19 protein-coding genes and 1 pseudogene are annotated in these 14,714 nt (G+C 60.9%); 10 read left to right on the top strand and 10 right to left on the bottom strand.

From position 1 onward, the window contains the following. Window positions 1–175: 175 nt before the first annotated feature. On the top strand, window positions 176–775 hold the full coding sequence (locus tag QTL95_RS26665; RefSeq protein ID WP_289722850.1) for a HupE/UreJ family protein: 600 nt from the start codon (window positions 176–178) through the stop codon (window positions 773–775). A gap of 411 nt (window positions 776–1,186) precedes the next feature. Here the strand turns inward: QTL95_RS26665 and QTL95_RS26655 are convergent, their stop codons facing one another. Together QTL95_RS26655 and ftsZ are read right to left on the bottom strand one after the other, a co-directional pair. Then, window positions 1,187–1,384 carry an LPXTG cell wall anchor domain-containing protein gene (locus QTL95_RS26655; protein ID WP_289722848.1) on the bottom strand — a complete coding sequence of 66 codons (198 nt, stop codon included), beginning with the start codon at window positions 1,382–1,384 and terminating at the stop codon, window positions 1,187–1,189. Between the two features lie 94 nt (window positions 1,385–1,478). After that, window positions 1,479–2,507, bottom strand: coding sequence for a cell division protein FtsZ (gene ftsZ, locus QTL95_RS26650; protein ID WP_289722847.1), 1,029 nt, complete (start codon window positions 2,505–2,507; stop codon window positions 1,479–1,481). A 201-nt stretch (window positions 2,508–2,708) separates the two neighbouring features. Between ftsZ and QTL95_RS26645 the strand changes: the two genes are divergently transcribed. Beyond that, window positions 2,709–2,924 (top strand): hypothetical protein, encoded by a 216-nt coding sequence (locus tag QTL95_RS26645; RefSeq protein ID WP_289722846.1) that lies wholly within the window; start codon window positions 2,709–2,711, stop codon window positions 2,922–2,924. A 79-nt stretch (window positions 2,925–3,003) separates the two neighbouring features. Further along, entirely contained in the window at window positions 3,004–4,005 is a 1,002-nt protein-coding gene (locus QTL95_RS26640; RefSeq protein WP_289722845.1) for a ketopantoate reductase family protein, read from the top strand. Window positions 4,006–4,024: 19 nt separating this feature from the next. On the opposite strand, the pseudogene QTL95_RS26635 reads toward QTL95_RS26640, so the two are convergent. Further along, a pseudogene (locus tag QTL95_RS26635) lies at window positions 4,025–5,181 on the bottom strand (pyridoxal phosphate-dependent aminotransferase). A gap of 209 nt (window positions 5,182–5,390) precedes the next feature. Between QTL95_RS26635 and QTL95_RS26630 the strand changes: the two are divergent. The 5 genes from QTL95_RS26630 to aat all read left to right on the top strand — a co-directional run bounded on the left by QTL95_RS26630 (window position 5,391) and on the right by aat (window position 9,206). Continuing rightward, window positions 5,391–6,149 (top strand): DsbA family protein, encoded by a 759-nt coding sequence (locus QTL95_RS26630; protein WP_289722844.1) that lies wholly within the window; start codon window positions 5,391–5,393, stop codon window positions 6,147–6,149. Between the two features lie 143 nt (window positions 6,150–6,292). After that, the gene (aroQ, locus tag QTL95_RS26625) at window positions 6,293–6,730 is read left to right on the top strand and encodes a type II 3-dehydroquinate dehydratase (protein ID WP_289722843.1); all 438 of its coding nucleotides are present in this window, start codon (window positions 6,293–6,295) and stop codon (window positions 6,728–6,730) included. A gap of 21 nt (window positions 6,731–6,751) precedes the next feature. Beyond that, entirely contained in the window at window positions 6,752–7,222 is a 471-nt protein-coding gene (gene accB / locus QTL95_RS26620) for an acetyl-CoA carboxylase biotin carboxyl carrier protein (protein WP_289722842.1), read from the top strand. Between the two features lie 10 nt (window positions 7,223–7,232). After that, window positions 7,233–8,582 carry an acetyl-CoA carboxylase biotin carboxylase subunit gene (accC, locus tag QTL95_RS26615; protein ID WP_289722841.1) on the top strand — a complete coding sequence of 450 codons (1,350 nt, stop codon included), beginning with the start codon at window positions 7,233–7,235 and terminating at the stop codon, window positions 8,580–8,582. Between the two features lie 6 nt (window positions 8,583–8,588). Then, complete coding sequence (gene aat / locus QTL95_RS26610; RefSeq protein ID WP_289722840.1) at window positions 8,589–9,206, top strand: leucyl/phenylalanyl-tRNA--protein transferase; 618 nt, start codon at window positions 8,589–8,591, stop codon at window positions 9,204–9,206. Window positions 9,207–9,279: 73 nt separating this feature from the next. Here aat and QTL95_RS26605 read toward each other — a convergent pair whose 3' ends face one another. The 5 genes from QTL95_RS26605 to gatB form a co-directional block, all read right to left on the bottom strand. Beyond that, the gene (locus QTL95_RS26605) at window positions 9,280–9,711 is read right to left on the bottom strand and encodes a DUF2155 domain-containing protein (RefSeq protein WP_289722839.1); all 432 of its coding nucleotides are present in this window, start codon (window positions 9,709–9,711) and stop codon (window positions 9,280–9,282) included. Window positions 9,712–9,813: 102 nt separating this feature from the next. Then, window positions 9,814–10,212 (bottom strand): NADH:ubiquinone oxidoreductase subunit NDUFA12, encoded by a 399-nt coding sequence (locus tag QTL95_RS26600; protein ID WP_289722838.1) that lies wholly within the window; start codon window positions 10,210–10,212, stop codon window positions 9,814–9,816. Window positions 10,213–10,316: 104 nt separating this feature from the next. Continuing rightward, window positions 10,317–10,781, bottom strand: a complete 465-nt coding sequence (locus QTL95_RS26595; protein ID WP_289722837.1) for a GNAT family N-acetyltransferase — start codon at window positions 10,779–10,781, stop codon at window positions 10,317–10,319. A 10-nt stretch (window positions 10,782–10,791) separates the two neighbouring features. Beyond that, the gene (locus QTL95_RS26590; RefSeq protein ID WP_289722836.1) at window positions 10,792–11,295 is read right to left on the bottom strand and encodes a GNAT family N-acetyltransferase; all 504 of its coding nucleotides are present in this window, start codon (window positions 11,293–11,295) and stop codon (window positions 10,792–10,794) included. Between the two features lie 2 nt (window positions 11,296–11,297). Then, the gene (gene gatB / locus QTL95_RS26585) at window positions 11,298–12,803 is read right to left on the bottom strand and encodes an Asp-tRNA(Asn)/Glu-tRNA(Gln) amidotransferase subunit GatB (RefSeq protein WP_289722835.1); all 1,506 of its coding nucleotides are present in this window, start codon (window positions 12,801–12,803) and stop codon (window positions 11,298–11,300) included. Between the two features lie 149 nt (window positions 12,804–12,952). Here gatB and QTL95_RS26580 point away from each other — a divergent pair, with 149 nt between their 5' ends. Further along, on the top strand, window positions 12,953–13,291 hold the full coding sequence (locus QTL95_RS26580) for a DUF1294 domain-containing protein (RefSeq protein WP_289722834.1): 339 nt from the start codon (window positions 12,953–12,955) through the stop codon (window positions 13,289–13,291). On the opposite strand, the gene QTL95_RS26575 is transcribed toward QTL95_RS26580, so the two are convergent. Further along, window positions 13,288–13,794 (bottom strand): GNAT family N-acetyltransferase, encoded by a 507-nt coding sequence (locus QTL95_RS26575; RefSeq protein ID WP_289722833.1) that lies wholly within the window; start codon window positions 13,792–13,794, stop codon window positions 13,288–13,290. The two genes, QTL95_RS26580 and QTL95_RS26575, sit on opposite strands and share 4 nt — an antisense overlap. A gap of 290 nt (window positions 13,795–14,084) precedes the next feature. Between QTL95_RS26575 and QTL95_RS26570 the strand changes: the two genes are divergently transcribed. Then, window positions 14,085–14,342, top strand: a complete 258-nt coding sequence (locus QTL95_RS26570) for a YjhX family toxin (protein WP_289722832.1) — start codon at window positions 14,085–14,087, stop codon at window positions 14,340–14,342. Window positions 14,343–14,377: 35 nt separating this feature from the next. Here QTL95_RS26570 and QTL95_RS26565 read toward each other — a convergent pair whose 3' ends face one another. Beyond that, on the bottom strand, window positions 14,378–14,644 hold the full coding sequence (locus QTL95_RS26565; protein ID WP_289722831.1) for a hypothetical protein: 267 nt from the start codon (window positions 14,642–14,644) through the stop codon (window positions 14,378–14,380). Window positions 14,645–14,714 lie beyond the last annotated feature (70 nt).

Below are 14,714 nucleotides of genomic sequence, written 5' to 3'. Positions count from 1 at the left end.
CCCTGGAAAGATGCACGGAAAATCATGCATTCCGGCATGTCTGCCAAAAAAGCTGGTTCAGGCCATTCCAGGCTGCAGAAACCAATCTACGTCAAATGACGCAAGTTCGGCTTTTCGGTCTTTTATCGCGCCGCATCATGTGCGACGCTCGCCGCATATTGCGGAAGGAACGACCATGATTTCAAAGACAAAACTCGGAATTGCCACACTGGCGCTTCTCGCCATGCCGACATTTGCATTTGCCCACCCTGGCGTCGGTGATGCCAGCGGATTTGCGCATGGCTTCGCGCATCCGATATCCGGGATCGATCATATCCTGGCGATGGTGATGGTCGGCATCTTCGCCCACCAGCACGGCGGGCGCTCCCTGTGGCTGGTGCCTTCGGCTTTTGTCGCGATGATGGCGCTTGGCGGCGCGTTCGGCGCGATGGGCGTTTCGGTACCGTTCGTCGAAACCGGCATCGCGCTTTCCGTCGTTGTCCTCGGCACCGTCGTGGCACTCGGCGTCAAGGCGCCAGCGGCGGTCGCGATGGGCGTGGCCGGGTTGTTCGCGATCTTTCACGGGCATGCGCATGGCGCGGAAATGCCCGAAAATGCCGCCGGCATTGTCTATGCCGCCGGCTTCATGATCGCGACTGCAGCGCTTCACGTCGCCGGCATCGGCATTGGTGCAGCGGTTGGCAGGATCGGCGAACGGAATGGCGGCCTCGTCAACCGGATCGCGGGCGGCCTTGCGGCGATGGCCGGCGTCGGCTTGCTGGCTGGCGCTCTCTAACATCTTTACACTGCGGCGGAGACTGCCGGCGCAAATAGCTGGAAAGATCGGAAGGGCGCGAAAGTGCCCTTTCTGCTTTTTGTCACCAGGAAGAGACCGCGATCCCGCATCGCCGACGGCGGCTCACAACCGACGTCCAATAGGGTGCGTATCCTGGATTGCAGCCAATTCGTGGAGCGCGGCGCCGGAATCGCTTAGCTGTTTTTCCTCAACGCCAGAGGGAGGAAACACGATGGCAAGCTGCGTCGCATCGAACGGTGATACTTGGGAGATTTATCACGGCAACGGCGGTTGGCGCTGGAGACGGACGGCTCGGAACAACGAGATCGTGGGCGCTTCCACCGAGGCATACGCCAACAGAAACGATTGCATCGCCAATGCGCAACGCCATGGCATGACCTGCAATCCGGTCTAGCGGCGTGAACGGCTTTTCGTCAGAAAAATGATGGCGACGCCAGCGATTAGGGCGAGACCGCCCCAGTAGATCCAGGGCGTCTGGTCGATCATGAAGCTTTCGGCGGGGTATGGGAAATAGCCGCTGCCCTGCCCCATCCACACCAGACCGATCAGGACAAGCAGGCCACCAAGGCCATATGCAACTTTTGCCATCATTCAACCCTCATTCCAAAATGTTGGCGACCGCGCCTTCGCCAAGAAGGACACGGTCGGGGTCGTGATGCAAGCCGGTTGGTCTGCTTTCGACCTATTGCAGGGTGCGGGTCTGCACGCCCTGAGGTGCGCCGGCACCCGGCTGGTGCTGGGCAGCGACGTCGCCGCCATCAAGGCCGGTCGCCACTACTGCGACGCGGAATTTGCCGTCCAGATTACGGTCGAAGATCGCGCCCACGACGATATCGGCATCGTCCTGTACCTCGTCGCGGATGCGGCTTGCAGCTTCGTCGACCTCGAACAGCGTCATATCAGAGCCGCCGGAGATCGAGATCAGCACGCCCTTGGCGCCCTTCATCGAGATGTCGTCGAGCAGCGGATTGGCGATCGCCGCTTCCGCGGCCTTCATCGCCCGCTCCTCCCCGGATGCCTCGCCCGTGCCCATCATCGCCCGGCCCATCCCGCGCATGACCGATTTGACGTCGGCGAAGTCGAGGTTGATCAGGCCTTCCTTGACGATCAGGTCGGTGATGCAGCCGACGCCGGCATAAAGTACGCGGTCGGCCGTCATGAAGGCGTCGGCAAACGTCGTCTTGGCGTCGGCGATGCGGAAGAGATTCTGGTTCGGGATGACGATCACGGTGTCGGCCGCCTGGCGAAGCGCTTCGATGCCGACATCGGCCGTCTTCATGCGGCGGTTGCCTTCGAAAGTGAAGGGCTTGGTCACGACGCCGACCGTCAGGATGCCGGCATTGCGGGCCGCCTGCGCGATGACGGGCGCAGCACCGGTGCCGGTCCCACCACCCATGCCGGCGGTTACGAAGCACATGTGCGAGCCGGCCAGATGGTCCATGATCTCGTCGATCGATTCCTCGGCCGCTGCCCGGCCAACTTCCGGCAGCGAGCCGGCGCCGAGGCCTTCGGTCACGTGCGCGCCGAGCTGGATGCGGCGCGAAGCCTTCGAGGTGGCGAGCACCTGCGCGTCGGTATTGGCGGCGATGAAATCCACGCCCTCGAGGTTTTCCGAGATCATGTTGTTGATGGCATTGCCGCCGCCGCCGCCGACGCCGATCACTGTAATTCTTGGTCGCATTTCGGAAATCCCGTTCTTGGCGTCTGTCATCGCAATCTCCTTCGTGCGCTTCTTGCTGCCGGCTCCGCCTCTTTATCGGGAACCGAATCGAGCACCAGCCTAGGGCCGCAAGAAGGCAGAGGCGGGGCGAAAGAACAAGATGAAGCTTTCGCGAAACTTTATCCGGAACCTTTTTTAGGCGTCGAGCATTTACACGAGTCATATAGCGCCAGAGAGAGGAGTGCCGCGCAGATGCCTATTTCAGCCAGCCACCAGCAAGTAGCCCCTCCCAACGACCATATTCTCACTGCCCGCGAAGCGCTGGAGCCCCTGTTTTTGAAGATCGAAGAAGAGGCCGAGGTGAGGATGATCGCAGCGGCCGTTCGTGCCGGTTGGTCACCCCAGGATGCGATGGCGGCAATCGACGGCCTCAGGAGGGACGAGCTAATTCCGGGCAGTGAACACTGAACGCCCGACCAGAAAATGCTCGCCTTGGGACGGATTTGACCTAACTTTACCGCGACCAATCGATCGCGGAGACCGTCGTATGCCTTTCGAAAATATCTGTATCTTCGGCGCGGGTGCCCTTGGCGGCACCATCGCCGCGAAACTCGCCGCATCCGGGAACGTCGATGCGACGATATCGGTGGTCGCGCGCGGCGCGCACCTTGATGCCATCAGACGTAGTGGCATCAGCCTTTTCGAGGCGGGTGCGGACAAGCCACTTCTCGCCAACGTGACGGCAACGAACGATCCGACCGAACTGCCGCCACAGGATCTCATCATAACTGGGCTGAAAGGCCATCAACTCGCTCCGGCTGCCGAGGGCCTGGCGCATCTGCTCAAGCCCTCGACCCGCGTGGTGATGATCCTGAACGGTATCCCGTGGTGGTACTTCCATCGCGACGAGAGCAACCATGCCGAACTGCAGTTCGAGGAGCTTGACCCCGGCGGCAAGCTCTGGCGGCTGATCGGACCTGAGCGGGTGATCGGTTGCGTTGCGATCCAGGGAGCCGAGGTCAGCGATCCCGGCCAGATTCGCCTCAGCAACAAGGGGCGCTTCATCCTTGGCGAGCCTTCCGGCGATATCAGCGCCGACCTGCGGGAGATAGAGGCGCTGCTCAACAGGGCCGAGATCAGCGTCACGCTCTCCGAGCGCATCCGGGACGATATCTGGAGCAAGCTGATGGGCAACGCGTCGTTCAATCCGATCAGCGCGCTGACACGGTCGCGAATGTCCGACCTGATGGCCGATGGCGCGACCAGCGATCAGATCGGCAAGGTGATGAAGGAAGTGAAGGCAGTGGGTGAAGCGCTTGGCGCAAATGTCGGCATTTCCGTGGAGGAGAGGCTGGAGCAGGCCAGCCAGGTCGGGCCGATCAAGACATCGATGCTGCAGGATCTTCTCGCGGGCAAGCCGCTTGAGATCACCCCTCTGGTAGGAATGATCGTAGCACTCGGACGACTGACGGCCGTGCCGACCCCAGTGTCGGAAACGATCCTTGCGCTGGTTTCGCAGCTCGACCGCGAGAACTGCCGGACAGCCTGACCATCCGGCAGATCGTGTTCTATTTCAGCCAGTTCGCCATGCGATCGATCGCCTCGGCTATTTCCGCCTGCGACCCCGCATAGGACATGCGCAGGGACCGATGACCCTCCAGCGGATCGAAATCGAGACCGGGCGTCGCCGCCACATTGATCTCGCCTAGCATCCGCTTGGCGAACGCCATGCTGTCATTGGTGAAGCGCGTGACATCGACATAGGCGTAGAAGGCGCCGTCCATGGGAGAAGCGATCGGCAGGCCGATCTCCGGCAGCCTGCGCATGAGGAACTCGCGGTTGGCAGCATAGCTTCCTTATAGACGTCGAGCTCGTCGGATGCGGTCAGCGCCGCGGTCGCCGCGATCTGCGACAGTTCCGGCGGCGAGATGTAGAGGCTCTGGGCCACACGCTCGATCGGGCGCACGAGACGCTCAGGCAGAACCATCCAGCCGATGCGCCAGCCGGTCATGCAATAGTACTTCGAGAAGGAATTGATGACGATCGCCTCGTCTGTCAGTTCCAGCGCGCTCGTCTCCTCGCCCGAAAAGGTCAGTCCATGATAGATCTCGTCGGAGATGAAGGCGATCGAGTTGGCGGAACAGTGCTCGGCAAGCGCCTTAAGCGCCGCGCGCCCGGTCACGGTTCCGGTCGGGTTGGCGGGGCTTGCGAGCAGCACGCCCTTCAGGCGTAGATTGTGCTCCTTCTCCGCCGCCACAAGGCTTTCCGGCGTCAGCGTGAAATGCGTCTCGGCCGTCACCGGCACTTCGACGACCTTCAATCCGAGAGCGCCGAGGATGTTGCGATAGGCGGGATAGCCTGGGCGTGCGATGGCCACCGCATCGCCAGCATCGAACAGCGAGAGAAAGGCCAGATTGAAACCGGCCGAGGAGCCTGTCGTGACCGCGATGCGGGCCGGATCGATGTCCAGACCGTGACGATCGCGGTAGTGCGCGGCAAGCGCGCTCTTCAGTCGCACGGTACCGAGCGCATCGGTGTAGCCGATTCTCCCTTCATCAAGCGCCTTTCGCGTCGCTTCCAACGCGGCGCGGGGGGCGGAATGCGATGGCTGGCCGACAGCCATCGATATGACCGGATGCCCGCCGGCCTTGCGGCGGGTGGCTTCCGCAAGCACATCCATGGCATGGAAGGGCTCGACGTCGCTGCGCTTGGAAATGGAAAACAAGACTTCTTCTCTTTCAAATTTCGATTGCGACCGGACAAATGCCGCAATGATCGGATCATCACAATCCCGCGATGGCGTGGCGGATGCGAAAATTCCGGTTTCAACACGATCGGGTGAACCGTAATTTGATGCTTCGCATTGCCGCTGGTAGTCTCACGGTGTTATCCGACGCGTAACGACGCATGTGATCTGTCAAAAACGAGGATATGATGGCCATTCTCCCGAAATTCTTCACCGCGCTGGCGCTCACCGCCTCGGTTGCAACGGCCTTTCCCGCGCTGGCGCTCGATAGCGCGCAGAAAAAGGAATTCGGCGAGTTCATCAAGCAGTATCTGATCGAGAACCCCGAGATCATGCTCGATGTCCAGGATGCCCTGCAGAAGAAGCAGGAGCAGGCACGACTGGTGAAGGCGAACGCGACCATCGCCGAGAACCAGTCCACGATATTCGATTCCAAGTACGACATGACGATCGGCAATCCGAAAGGCGATGTCACCATCGTCGAGTTCTTCGACTACAATTGTGGCTACTGCCGCCACGCGCTCTCCGACATGCAGACGATGCTGAAGAACGACAAGAACGTTCGCTTCGTGCTGAAGGAATTCCCGATCCTCGGACCGGAATCGGTGGCCGCGCACAAGGTATCGGATGCCTTCCGCAAACTCGCGCCGGAAAAGTACAGCCAGTTCCACGTCGCGCTGCTGGGCAGCGAGGGTCGCGCCGACGAGGACAGCGCTATTGAGGCAGCGGAATCGCTCGGCGTTTCGGAAAAGCAGATCCGCGACGAAATGGCGAAGAGCTCGAGCGATGCTTCCGTCAAGGAGACCTATGGGCTCGCGCAGAGTCTGGGCATCACGGGAACGCCCTCCTATGTGATCGGCAATGAGCTGGTGCAGGGGGCGGTCGGCTTCGACGACCTTGAGGCACGCGTCAAAAACATGCGCGCCTGCGGCAAGACGAGCTGCTAGGGCGCACGCCCATCAAATCGCCCAATTCCGATGCTTCAGCCATGTGGACAAATGTGGCGCGATTCCGGCCGCCTGCCGCAAAGGGCTTTCATTAAGCCTTTGGTGAGTCTATAGGTTGCCTCCTGCACTAAACGGAACAGTCGATGACGCAAACCATATTCGTCCTGAACGGGCCAAACCTGAACATGCTCGGCAAAAGAGAGCCAGGCATCTACGGTGCGAAGACCCTGAAGGACATCGAGACGGATTGCATCGCAGCGGGGCTTGAACTCGGCTTCGACGTCGATTTCCGGCAGAGCAATCACGAGGGCATCCTGGTCGATTGGTTTCACGAAGCACAAGACAAGGCTGTCGGCGTTGCGATCAATGCCGGTGCCTATACGCACACGTCGGTTGCGCTTCATGATGCAATCCGCGCCATTTCCATTCCGGTGATTGAACTCCATATCTCCAACGTGCATGCACGCGAGGAATTTCGTCACAAGTCGATGATTGCGCCAGCGGTTAAGGGCGTTATCTGCGGCTTCGGACCCTACAGTTACATTCTGGCGCTACAGGCGCTGAAAAATCTCACGGCATAAAAAGAAGACAGGGCTACACTCATGGCTGAGAAGAAAAACGGTATCGACCAGACGCTGATCCGCGATCTCGCGAACATCCTCAACGATACGGATCTGACGGAAATCGAAGTCGAGCAGGACGATCTGCGCATCCGCGTATCGCGCGCCGGCAACACGCAGTATATCCAGGCGCCGGCTTACGCCGCAGCGCCTGTCGCTGCTCCTGCAGCAATCGCGGCACCGGCCGCTGCTGCCCCGGCTGCGGCGGCGCGCAACCCGGCCAACACGGTCAGCGCACCAATGGTCGGCACGGCCTACATGGCTCCGGCTCCCGGCGCTCGCGCGTTCATCGAAGTCGGCGCCACGGTCAAGGAAGGCCAGACGCTGCTCATCATCGAAGCGATGAAGACGATGAACCAGATCCCTGCGCCGAAGTCGGGCAAGGTCGTTGAAATTCTTGTCGAGGACGGCAGCCCCGTCGAATACGGCCAAGCTCTCGTGGTCGTCGAATAAGGCGGACGTCATGGTCTCGAAAATCCTCATAGCAAACCGCGGCGAAATCGCGCTTCGCGTGCTGCGCGCCTGCAAGGAGCTCGGCATTCCCTGCGTTGCGGTCCATTCGACCGCCGATGCGGACGCGATGCATGTGCGCCTTGCCGACGAAAGCGTCTGCATTGGCCCGCCGCCATCGCGTGACAGCTATCTGAATATCCACCAGATCGTTGCAGCCTGCGAAATCACCGGCGCCGACGCGGTTCACCCCGGTTACGGCTTCCTGTCGGAGAATGCCAAGTTCGCCGATATCCTGGAAGCTCACGGCATCACCTTCATCGGACCGACCGCGGACCACATCCGCGTCATGGGCGACAAGATCACCGCCAAGACGACGGCACAGGAACTCGGCATTCCTGTCGTTCCGGGTTCGGACGGCGAAGTGAAGACCGAAGAGGATGCGCTCAAGACCGCGGCAGAGATCGGCTATCCTGTCCTGATCAAGGCAACGGCCGGCGGCGGCGGACGCGGCATGAAGGTTGCCAAGACCGCTGACGACCTCATCGAAGCCTGGTCGACGGCCCGTACCGAAGCGGCTGCCGCTTTCGGCAACGACGCCGTCTACATGGAAAAATACCTCGGCAAGCCGCGCCACATCGAAATCCAGGTGTTCGGCGACGGCGAAGGCAATGCGATCCATCTCGGTGAACGCGACTGCTCGCTGCAGCGCCGCCACCAGAAGGTCTGGGAAGAAGCAAACTCCCCTGCCCTCAATGTCGAGCAGCGCATGAAGATCGGCCAGGTGTGCGCCGACGCCATGAAGAAGCTGAAGTACCGCGGCGCCGGCACGATCGAATTCCTCTACGAAAACGGCGAGTTCTATTTCATCGAAATGAACACCCGTCTTCAGGTGGAGCATCCGATCACCGAGGCGATCACCGGTATCGACCTCGTGCACGAACAGATTCGCGTCGCGTCCGGCCGTGGCCTTTCGGTGACGCAGGATGAAGTGCATTTCCATGGCCATGCCATCGAATGCCGCATCAACGCCGAGGATGCGCGCACCTTCGTACCCTCACCCGGCACGATCACGCACTTCCATGCGCCTGGCGGCCTTGGCGTTCGTATCGATTCGGGAGCCTATCAGGGCTACAAGATCCCGCCGTACTACGACAGCCTGATCGGCAAGCTCATCGTGTTCGGACGCACCCGCGTCGAATGCATGATGCGCCTGCGCCGCGCGCTCGACGAATTCGTCGTCGACGGCATCAAGACGACGCTGCCGCTGTTCCAAGATCTGGTCGACAACCAGGACATCGCGAACGGCGACTATGACATCCACTGGCTGGAGAACTATCTGGCCAGCAGCAAGCCCGCGTAAAATGTGATGGCAGGATCGCGCAGGAAGTCTCCAGGAATAACTCCGGAAATACTCCTGCGCGCCTATTCCATCGGGCTTTTCCCGATGGCCGAATCGGCAACCGACCCGGAGATATTCTGGGTCGAGCCCGATCTTCGCGGCGTGCTGCCGCTCGATGATTTCCATGTTTCCAAGAGCCTGGCGAAGACGATCCGGCGCAAGCCGTTCGACATCCGCTTCAATTACGACTTCGATGCAGTCATAGATGCCTGCGCCGAAGAGACCGACGGGCGCCCGAGCACCTGGATCAACCAGACCATTCGCTCGCTCTATTCGACGTTGCACAGCCTACGCCACGCGCACAGCGTGGAGGCCTGGGACGGAGACGATCTCGTGGGCGGCCTCTACGGGGTCTCTCTGGGATCGGCGTTCTTTGGCGAGAGCATGTTCTCGCGACGCACGGACGCCTCGAAGATATGCTTGGTGCATCTCGTGGAACGCCTGCGGGACAAGGGGTTCACCCTGCTCGACACGCAGTTCACCACGGAACACCTGAAGACGTTCGGCGCTATCGACGTACCCAAGGACGAGTACGAGCACATGCTGTCGTCCGCGATGGGCTCGCCGCATCTGCCTTTCGACTAAGCGATCAGGGCCTGTTCACGCTGAAGAGGACCTCAGCGTAAGCGAGGGCATGCGGATCATCCGGACGTTTAATTTACTGTGCCTTGGCGTCGGGCGCCGGGACATCCGACGTCGCCTTGCACTCTTTCAGCCAGACGTCATAGATCGGGTGCTCGACAGCGTTGAGGCCCGGGCTGTCGGCGAACATCCAGCCGGTGAAAATGCGGCGGATCTTGCGGTCCAGAGTGATTTCATCGACCTCGACGAAGCCGTCGATCTTCTGCGCCTCGGTCTGGTCGCGCGAGTAACAGGCCTTCGGCGTCACCTGCAGGGCGCCGAACTGGACGGTCTCATTGACATAGACGTCGAAGGTGGTGATGCGGCCGGTGATCTTGTCGAGGCCGGAGAAGACGGCAACCGGATTCTCGATGCGGGCCGCCGAAGCGGCCTCCGGCAGGAAAGAGCAGCCAAGCGCCAGCGCCAGTCCAGCGGCACGCAGGATGGGGTTCCGCTTGAAAAGCTTCATGTCTCGCCGTCTCCACCGCATATCAGATCGAAGGCCGCAGTTTCTGCGGCCAACCTGCGGGTAAAGGTCAATTGTGGCCAAAAGCGGAGCCGGAAGGCCCGCTTAGTTGCCGGGCGTCCAGGCGTCATAGTCGCCGGTGACGCGCGGACGCTCACCCGGAACGACCAGCGAGCCCGGCGGGCGGTAAGCCTGCGGCGAACCGGTGAGGTTCACTTGGTGCGGCTTCTGCCATTCCTTGGCGACGTAGTTTTCCTTGGACGGCGGAACGTTGGTGCGGTGATGCATCCAGCCGTGCCAGCCCGGGGGGATGGCGGAGGCTTCGGCGTAACCCTTGTAGATCACCCAACGCTTCGGAAGTCCGTACGAGGACATGCCGCCTTCATAGTAGACGTTACCCAGTTCATCTTCGCCGACGCGCTTGCCGAACCGCCAGGTCGCGAAACGGGTGCCGATCGTCTGACCGTTCCACCAGGTGAAGATTTGCAGGAGGAGATTTTTCATGTCTTTTCCTTGAGCTCGCCTTGGGGACAAGCGGGACCAGAATTCGATCCCTCGCTTATGCCGCCAGCGACGCGCATTGTCCAGTGATTCCGATGCCACACCGGCTATTTCAAAGCCATCTTGAAACCGAGATGCGTGGGCTCGAATCCGAGCCGCTGGTAGAAGCGATGCGCATCCTTGCGCTTGCCATTGGAGATGAGCTGCACGCGCGGCAAGCCGCGCGCCCGTGCCTCGGCGATGCAGAATTCGATCATCTGCGCGCCGATGCCGCGGCCACGCATGTCGCCGCGCGTCTGGACCGCTTCGATGACCATGAAGGATGTGCCGCGACCGGTCAGCGTCGTGGTGATCGCCGTCTGGAACGTACCAACCACTTCGCCGTCGAGCTCGGCGACATAGAGCGTCTGGTCGGGCGAGGCGGCGATGATTTCGAAAGCGCGTTCATAAGCCGGCAGTGCCTCGGGCGCCGTCGTATCGCCGTGGCCACCGATGTCGTCGCCGGCGAACATGGCGATCAGTGCAGCAAGATCATTCCTGCGCGCTTCGCGAATGGTGATCTTGTCCGCCATGGCTGTCGTCTCAGTGCGTGGGGAGCGGCTTTTCGAGGATCAGCGCCGCTACGCCCGACTGCCCCGCGCCGTTGTTTTCGATGTGGCCGACATCGGAAAAGCCGAGCCGGCGGTAGAAGGTGATTGCAGCTTCGTTGCGCGGCTCCACCTCGAGCCGCATGATCTCTGCATCGGGAAAACAGGTCTCCAGCTCAGCGAAGATATCGCGGCCGATGCCTTCCCGCTGCAGCGAAGGCCGCACATAGAGAAGGTGCAGCATGACCGTCTTGGTCATCTCGGTCGACATCGCGGCATAGCCGATGCCACCGATCTCCTTGCCATTGTCGGCGACGAGGAATTCCGCGTTCTTGTTTGTCAGCCGCGTCTTCAGCGCCGCCGGCGAAAACAGGGTTGCGACCAACTCATCGACCTTCGGCGCGCCGAGGAGCGCGTCGTAGGTTGCATGAAAGGTTTCGACCAGGAGAGTGCGAACCTTGTCGAGATCGCGCTCGCTGGCGGTGCGGACGAAGTACACGCTTATTCCTCGACGATGCCGAGCTTGGCCTTTACCAAGGCCTGTACCGCCTGCGGGTTGGCCTTGCCGCCGGTCGACTTCATCACCTGGCCGACGAACCAGCCGGCGAGAGCGGGCTTGGCCTGCGCCTTGGCGACCTGATCCGGGTTGGCGGCGATGATTTCGTCAACGGCCTTTTCGATGGCGCCGGTGTCGGTGACCTGCTTCATGCCGCGGCTTTCGACGATCTCGGCCGGATCGCCGCCTTCGGTCAGAACGATTTCGAAGACGTCCTTGGCGATCTTGCCGGAGATGGTCTCCGCCTTGATGAGGTCGATGATCGAACCGAGCTGAGCGGCGGAAACCGGAGTCGTTTCAATATCCTTGCCGAGTTTGTTCAAGGCGCCAAGCAGGTCGTTGATGACCCAGTTGGCAGCCATCTTGCCGTCGCGTCCCTCGGCCACGGCTTCGAAATAATCGGCGATCGCCTTTTCCGACACGAGCACCGAAGCGTCGTAGATCGAGAGACCGAGTTCGCGCACGAAGCGCTCCTTCTTGTCATCGGGCAGTTCCGGCAGGTCTGCCGCCAGCGCCGACACATAGGCGTCGTCGAATTCGAGCGGCAACAGGTCTGGATCGGGGAAGTAGCGATAATCGTGCGCATCTTCCTTTGAGCGCATCGATCGCGTCTCGCCCTTGCCGGCGTCGAACAGGCGGGTTTCCTGGTCGATCGTGCCGCCATCCTCGAGGATGGCGATCTGGCGGCGGGCTTCGTATTCGATCGCCTGACCGATGAAGCGGATGGAGTTGACGTTCTTGATCTCGCAGCGCGTGCCGAAGCCTTCGCCCGGGCGGCGCACGGAGACGTTGACGTCGGCGCGCATCGACCCTTCGTCCATGTTGCCATCACAGGTACCGAGGTAGCGCACGATCGAGCGCAGCTTCGTCATGTAGGCCTTGGCCTCGTCCGACGAGCGCATGTCCGGCTTGGAGACGATCTCCATCAGGGCGACGCCTGAACGGTTCAGGTCGACATAGGACATGGTGGCATGCTGGTCGTGCAGCGACTTGCCGGCGTCCTGTTCCAGGTGCAGCCGCTCGATGCCGATCTCGATATCCTCGAACTGGCCCTGACGGTCCGGACCCAGCGAAATCACGATCTGGCCCTCACCGACGATCGGATCCTTGAACTGCGAGATCTGATAGCCCTGCGGCAGGTCGGGATAGAAGTAGTTCTTGCGGTCGAAGATCGAGCGCTTGTTGATCTGCGCCTTAAGCCCGAGACCGGTGCGGACCGCCTGGGCGACGCATTCCTCGTTGATAACGGGCAGCATGCCGGGCATGGCGGCATCGACGAGCGAGACGTTGGAGTTCTGCGGCTTGCCGAACTCGGTCGAGGCGCCTGAGAACAGCTTCGAATTGGACAGCACCTGCGCATGGACTTCCATGCCGATGATGACTTCCCAATCGCCAGTGGCGCCGGGAATGAAGCGTTTCGGATCAGGCGTGCGAACGTCGACAAGGGTCATGAGGTGCTCTTTTTAAAGCTGTTCTTTTCAACTGGTGAGGTAAAGGAAATGGTTTGTCGGTGCAAGGCTTTCAGCGTCGCACGACCCGCCGTTCAGCCTCCAGCGGGCCGATTTTTCGGTTGTTAACGACGGGACGCTAAGATCGCCCGATGCCCTCTACTACCATCATCAAACTTGCCGCCCTCTTCGCCGCGTGGAATGCCGTGGTGTTCTCCGCCTATTTCATCGACAAGCAGGCCGCGCGGCACGGCCGATGGCGGATCAGCGAGAGCACGCTTCTGTGGCTCGCCTTTTTCGGCGGCACGCCCGGTGCGGTGAGCGCGCAGCGAATGCTTCGACACAAGACAGTGAAGGAGCCGTTCCGATCGTCCCTGAGGACAATTGTCGTGCTTCATATAGTTATAGCAATGCTGCTGATGGCCTGGCTTGCCGCTGCCTTGATGGGCTTCGGTCCCCCGATAGCGGAGCGTCTGTCGAAGCTGATCTAGGCGGAGCCGTAAAGACCGGGATCTTCGTTCACCAGCGATTTAGACAGGCCGACCGAGGGCACATCGCGATCGAGCTTCGGATTATAGGCGACCGAAAGCCAGTGGATGACGTAATCGTTCTTCTGAAAAAAGCCGATCGCCTCGACATTGCCCGAATGCGTCTGCATCTGGGCCTTGTCCAGCCCCTGCTCCACCATTTCCTTTTCCAACGCCGCCAGGAGCGCGGAGCCAAGGCCATGGCCGGTAAAATCGGGATCGACCCAGAAGTCGGATATGTTTTCGTCCAGCGCCTCACGTGCCGCCCAACCGGCAGCCTGTCCGTTCCACTCGATGACGGTAATGGTCAGCCAGCGACTCCCGGCGAAATTCAGGAAGGCGCTGCGCGCCGCTTCGACCATGGCGTCCGCCTCGCCGATCGGTGTCATGGCCTTGCGCCAGGCCCTGACGCCTATCTCGCCCAAAAGCTCGCCTTCGCCTTCGCGCCCGTTGCGAATGTGGATCAAAGAGACCTCCGCGTTTCCAGGAAATTAAATCACCGAATCGGCGCTTTATCAAAGCTTGGGTTCAGAAAACCCGGGCTTTCCCACACCTGCCGCTCAAAGCGGAAACTTGACGGCGCGGCCCCGTCATTTTATCAAATTCTGATGTTGAGCTCGTCATCAGAGACCCGGTAGAGGCCCTGCCCGCAGTTTTGCTGCGCGCACGGGCCCGAACAAAAACGAAGCCCTGACGCCTGACCGGCGCCAGATCGTTTTTACGCGCCGTCATGGCGCAAGACCGGATCAACATTCCAATGGACATTTCACGTACGGAGCAGCGCATCCTGCACCTGCTCGCCCAAGGCGGCCGCATCGAAATCGAACGTGACGACAGACGAAAGATAGAAGCCGTCAGTTGCTTCACCCGCGACGGGTGGATCTATCCCGGCTTCGACCTAGATCTCTTTCGCCGCCTCAAGCGGCTGAAGGCGATCAGATCGCAAACCGGCCAGCCCTATCGTATCACCGAGCGGGGACTAAGGCTCGTCAGGTCGCAGCTCGACAACCGCTGAACAGGAAACGGCGCCGTGAGGGCGCCGTTTTCGTGTCATGCCAGCAATCCCGCTCGCATCGCCGCCCACTCATCAGCGAACGAGCCCTCAGCAACGGGCTTGCCCGCCCGCCGGTACCAGTAGCCGGCATTCCACTCGTCGCCCTCGATACGGTGGCAGAGTGCGTGGCCCCAATCGAACGCCTGCTCTCCCTCGTGCGCCTGGCAGAGATCGTGGACAGCCTCCCATTCGACTCCCATGGCGAAATCCACGGAAGCCAGACGATTGAATGCCTCGATGAGGGGCATAGTCTCCGATGCCATGAATTCCTCCTTCAATCATCCACCCGAAGCCAGGGCTTCACAGGGGCGCAAAACGAACTTCGCCGACCAG

This window comes from Rhizobium sp. S152 (genome assembly GCF_030380735.1).
In the GTDB taxonomy this organism is placed as follows: Bacteria; Pseudomonadota; Alphaproteobacteria; order Rhizobiales; family Rhizobiaceae; genus Rhizobium.
This window is presented reverse-complemented; position numbering and strand designations above follow the sequence as displayed.

What these genes read in the sequence shown, in the direction of transcription:
- QTL95_RS26665 (WP_289722850.1), top strand. Translation starts at nt 176, where the DNA reads ATGATTTCAAAGACAAAACTCGGAATTGCCACACTGGCGCTTCTCGCC.
- QTL95_RS26655 (WP_289722848.1), bottom strand. Translation starts at nt 1,384, where the DNA reads ATGGCAAAAGTTGCATATGGCCTTGGTGGCCTGCTTGTCCTGATCGGT.
- ftsZ (WP_289722847.1), bottom strand. Translation starts at nt 2,507, where the DNA reads ATGACAGACGCCAAGAACGGGATTTCCGAAATGCGACCAAGAATTACA.
- QTL95_RS26645 (WP_289722846.1), top strand. Translation starts at nt 2,709, where the DNA reads ATGCCTATTTCAGCCAGCCACCAGCAAGTAGCCCCTCCCAACGACCAT.
- QTL95_RS26640 (WP_289722845.1), top strand. Translation starts at nt 3,004, where the DNA reads ATGCCTTTCGAAAATATCTGTATCTTCGGCGCGGGTGCCCTTGGCGGC.
- QTL95_RS26630 (WP_289722844.1), top strand. Translation starts at nt 5,391, where the DNA reads ATGGCCATTCTCCCGAAATTCTTCACCGCGCTGGCGCTCACCGCCTCG.
- aroQ (WP_289722843.1), top strand. Translation starts at nt 6,293, where the DNA reads ATGACGCAAACCATATTCGTCCTGAACGGGCCAAACCTGAACATGCTC.
- accB (WP_289722842.1), top strand. Translation starts at nt 6,752, where the DNA reads ATGGCTGAGAAGAAAAACGGTATCGACCAGACGCTGATCCGCGATCTC.
- accC (WP_289722841.1), top strand. Translation starts at nt 7,233, where the DNA reads ATGGTCTCGAAAATCCTCATAGCAAACCGCGGCGAAATCGCGCTTCGC.
- aat (WP_289722840.1), top strand. Translation starts at nt 8,589, where the DNA reads ATGGCAGGATCGCGCAGGAAGTCTCCAGGAATAACTCCGGAAATACTC.
- QTL95_RS26605 (WP_289722839.1), bottom strand. Translation starts at nt 9,711, where the DNA reads ATGAAGCTTTTCAAGCGGAACCCCATCCTGCGTGCCGCTGGACTGGCG.
- QTL95_RS26600 (WP_289722838.1), bottom strand. Translation starts at nt 10,212, where the DNA reads ATGAAAAATCTCCTCCTGCAAATCTTCACCTGGTGGAACGGTCAGACG.
- QTL95_RS26595 (WP_289722837.1), bottom strand. Translation starts at nt 10,781, where the DNA reads ATGGCGGACAAGATCACCATTCGCGAAGCGCGCAGGAATGATCTTGCT.
- gatB (WP_289722835.1), bottom strand. Translation starts at nt 12,803, where the DNA reads ATGACCCTTGTCGACGTTCGCACGCCTGATCCGAAACGCTTCATTCCC.
- QTL95_RS26580 (WP_289722834.1), top strand. Translation starts at nt 12,953, where the DNA reads ATGCCCTCTACTACCATCATCAAACTTGCCGCCCTCTTCGCCGCGTGG.
- QTL95_RS26570 (WP_289722832.1), top strand. Translation starts at nt 14,085, where the DNA reads ATGGACATTTCACGTACGGAGCAGCGCATCCTGCACCTGCTCGCCCAA.
- QTL95_RS26565 (WP_289722831.1), bottom strand. Translation starts at nt 14,644, where the DNA reads ATGGCATCGGAGACTATGCCCCTCATCGAGGCATTCAATCGTCTGGCT.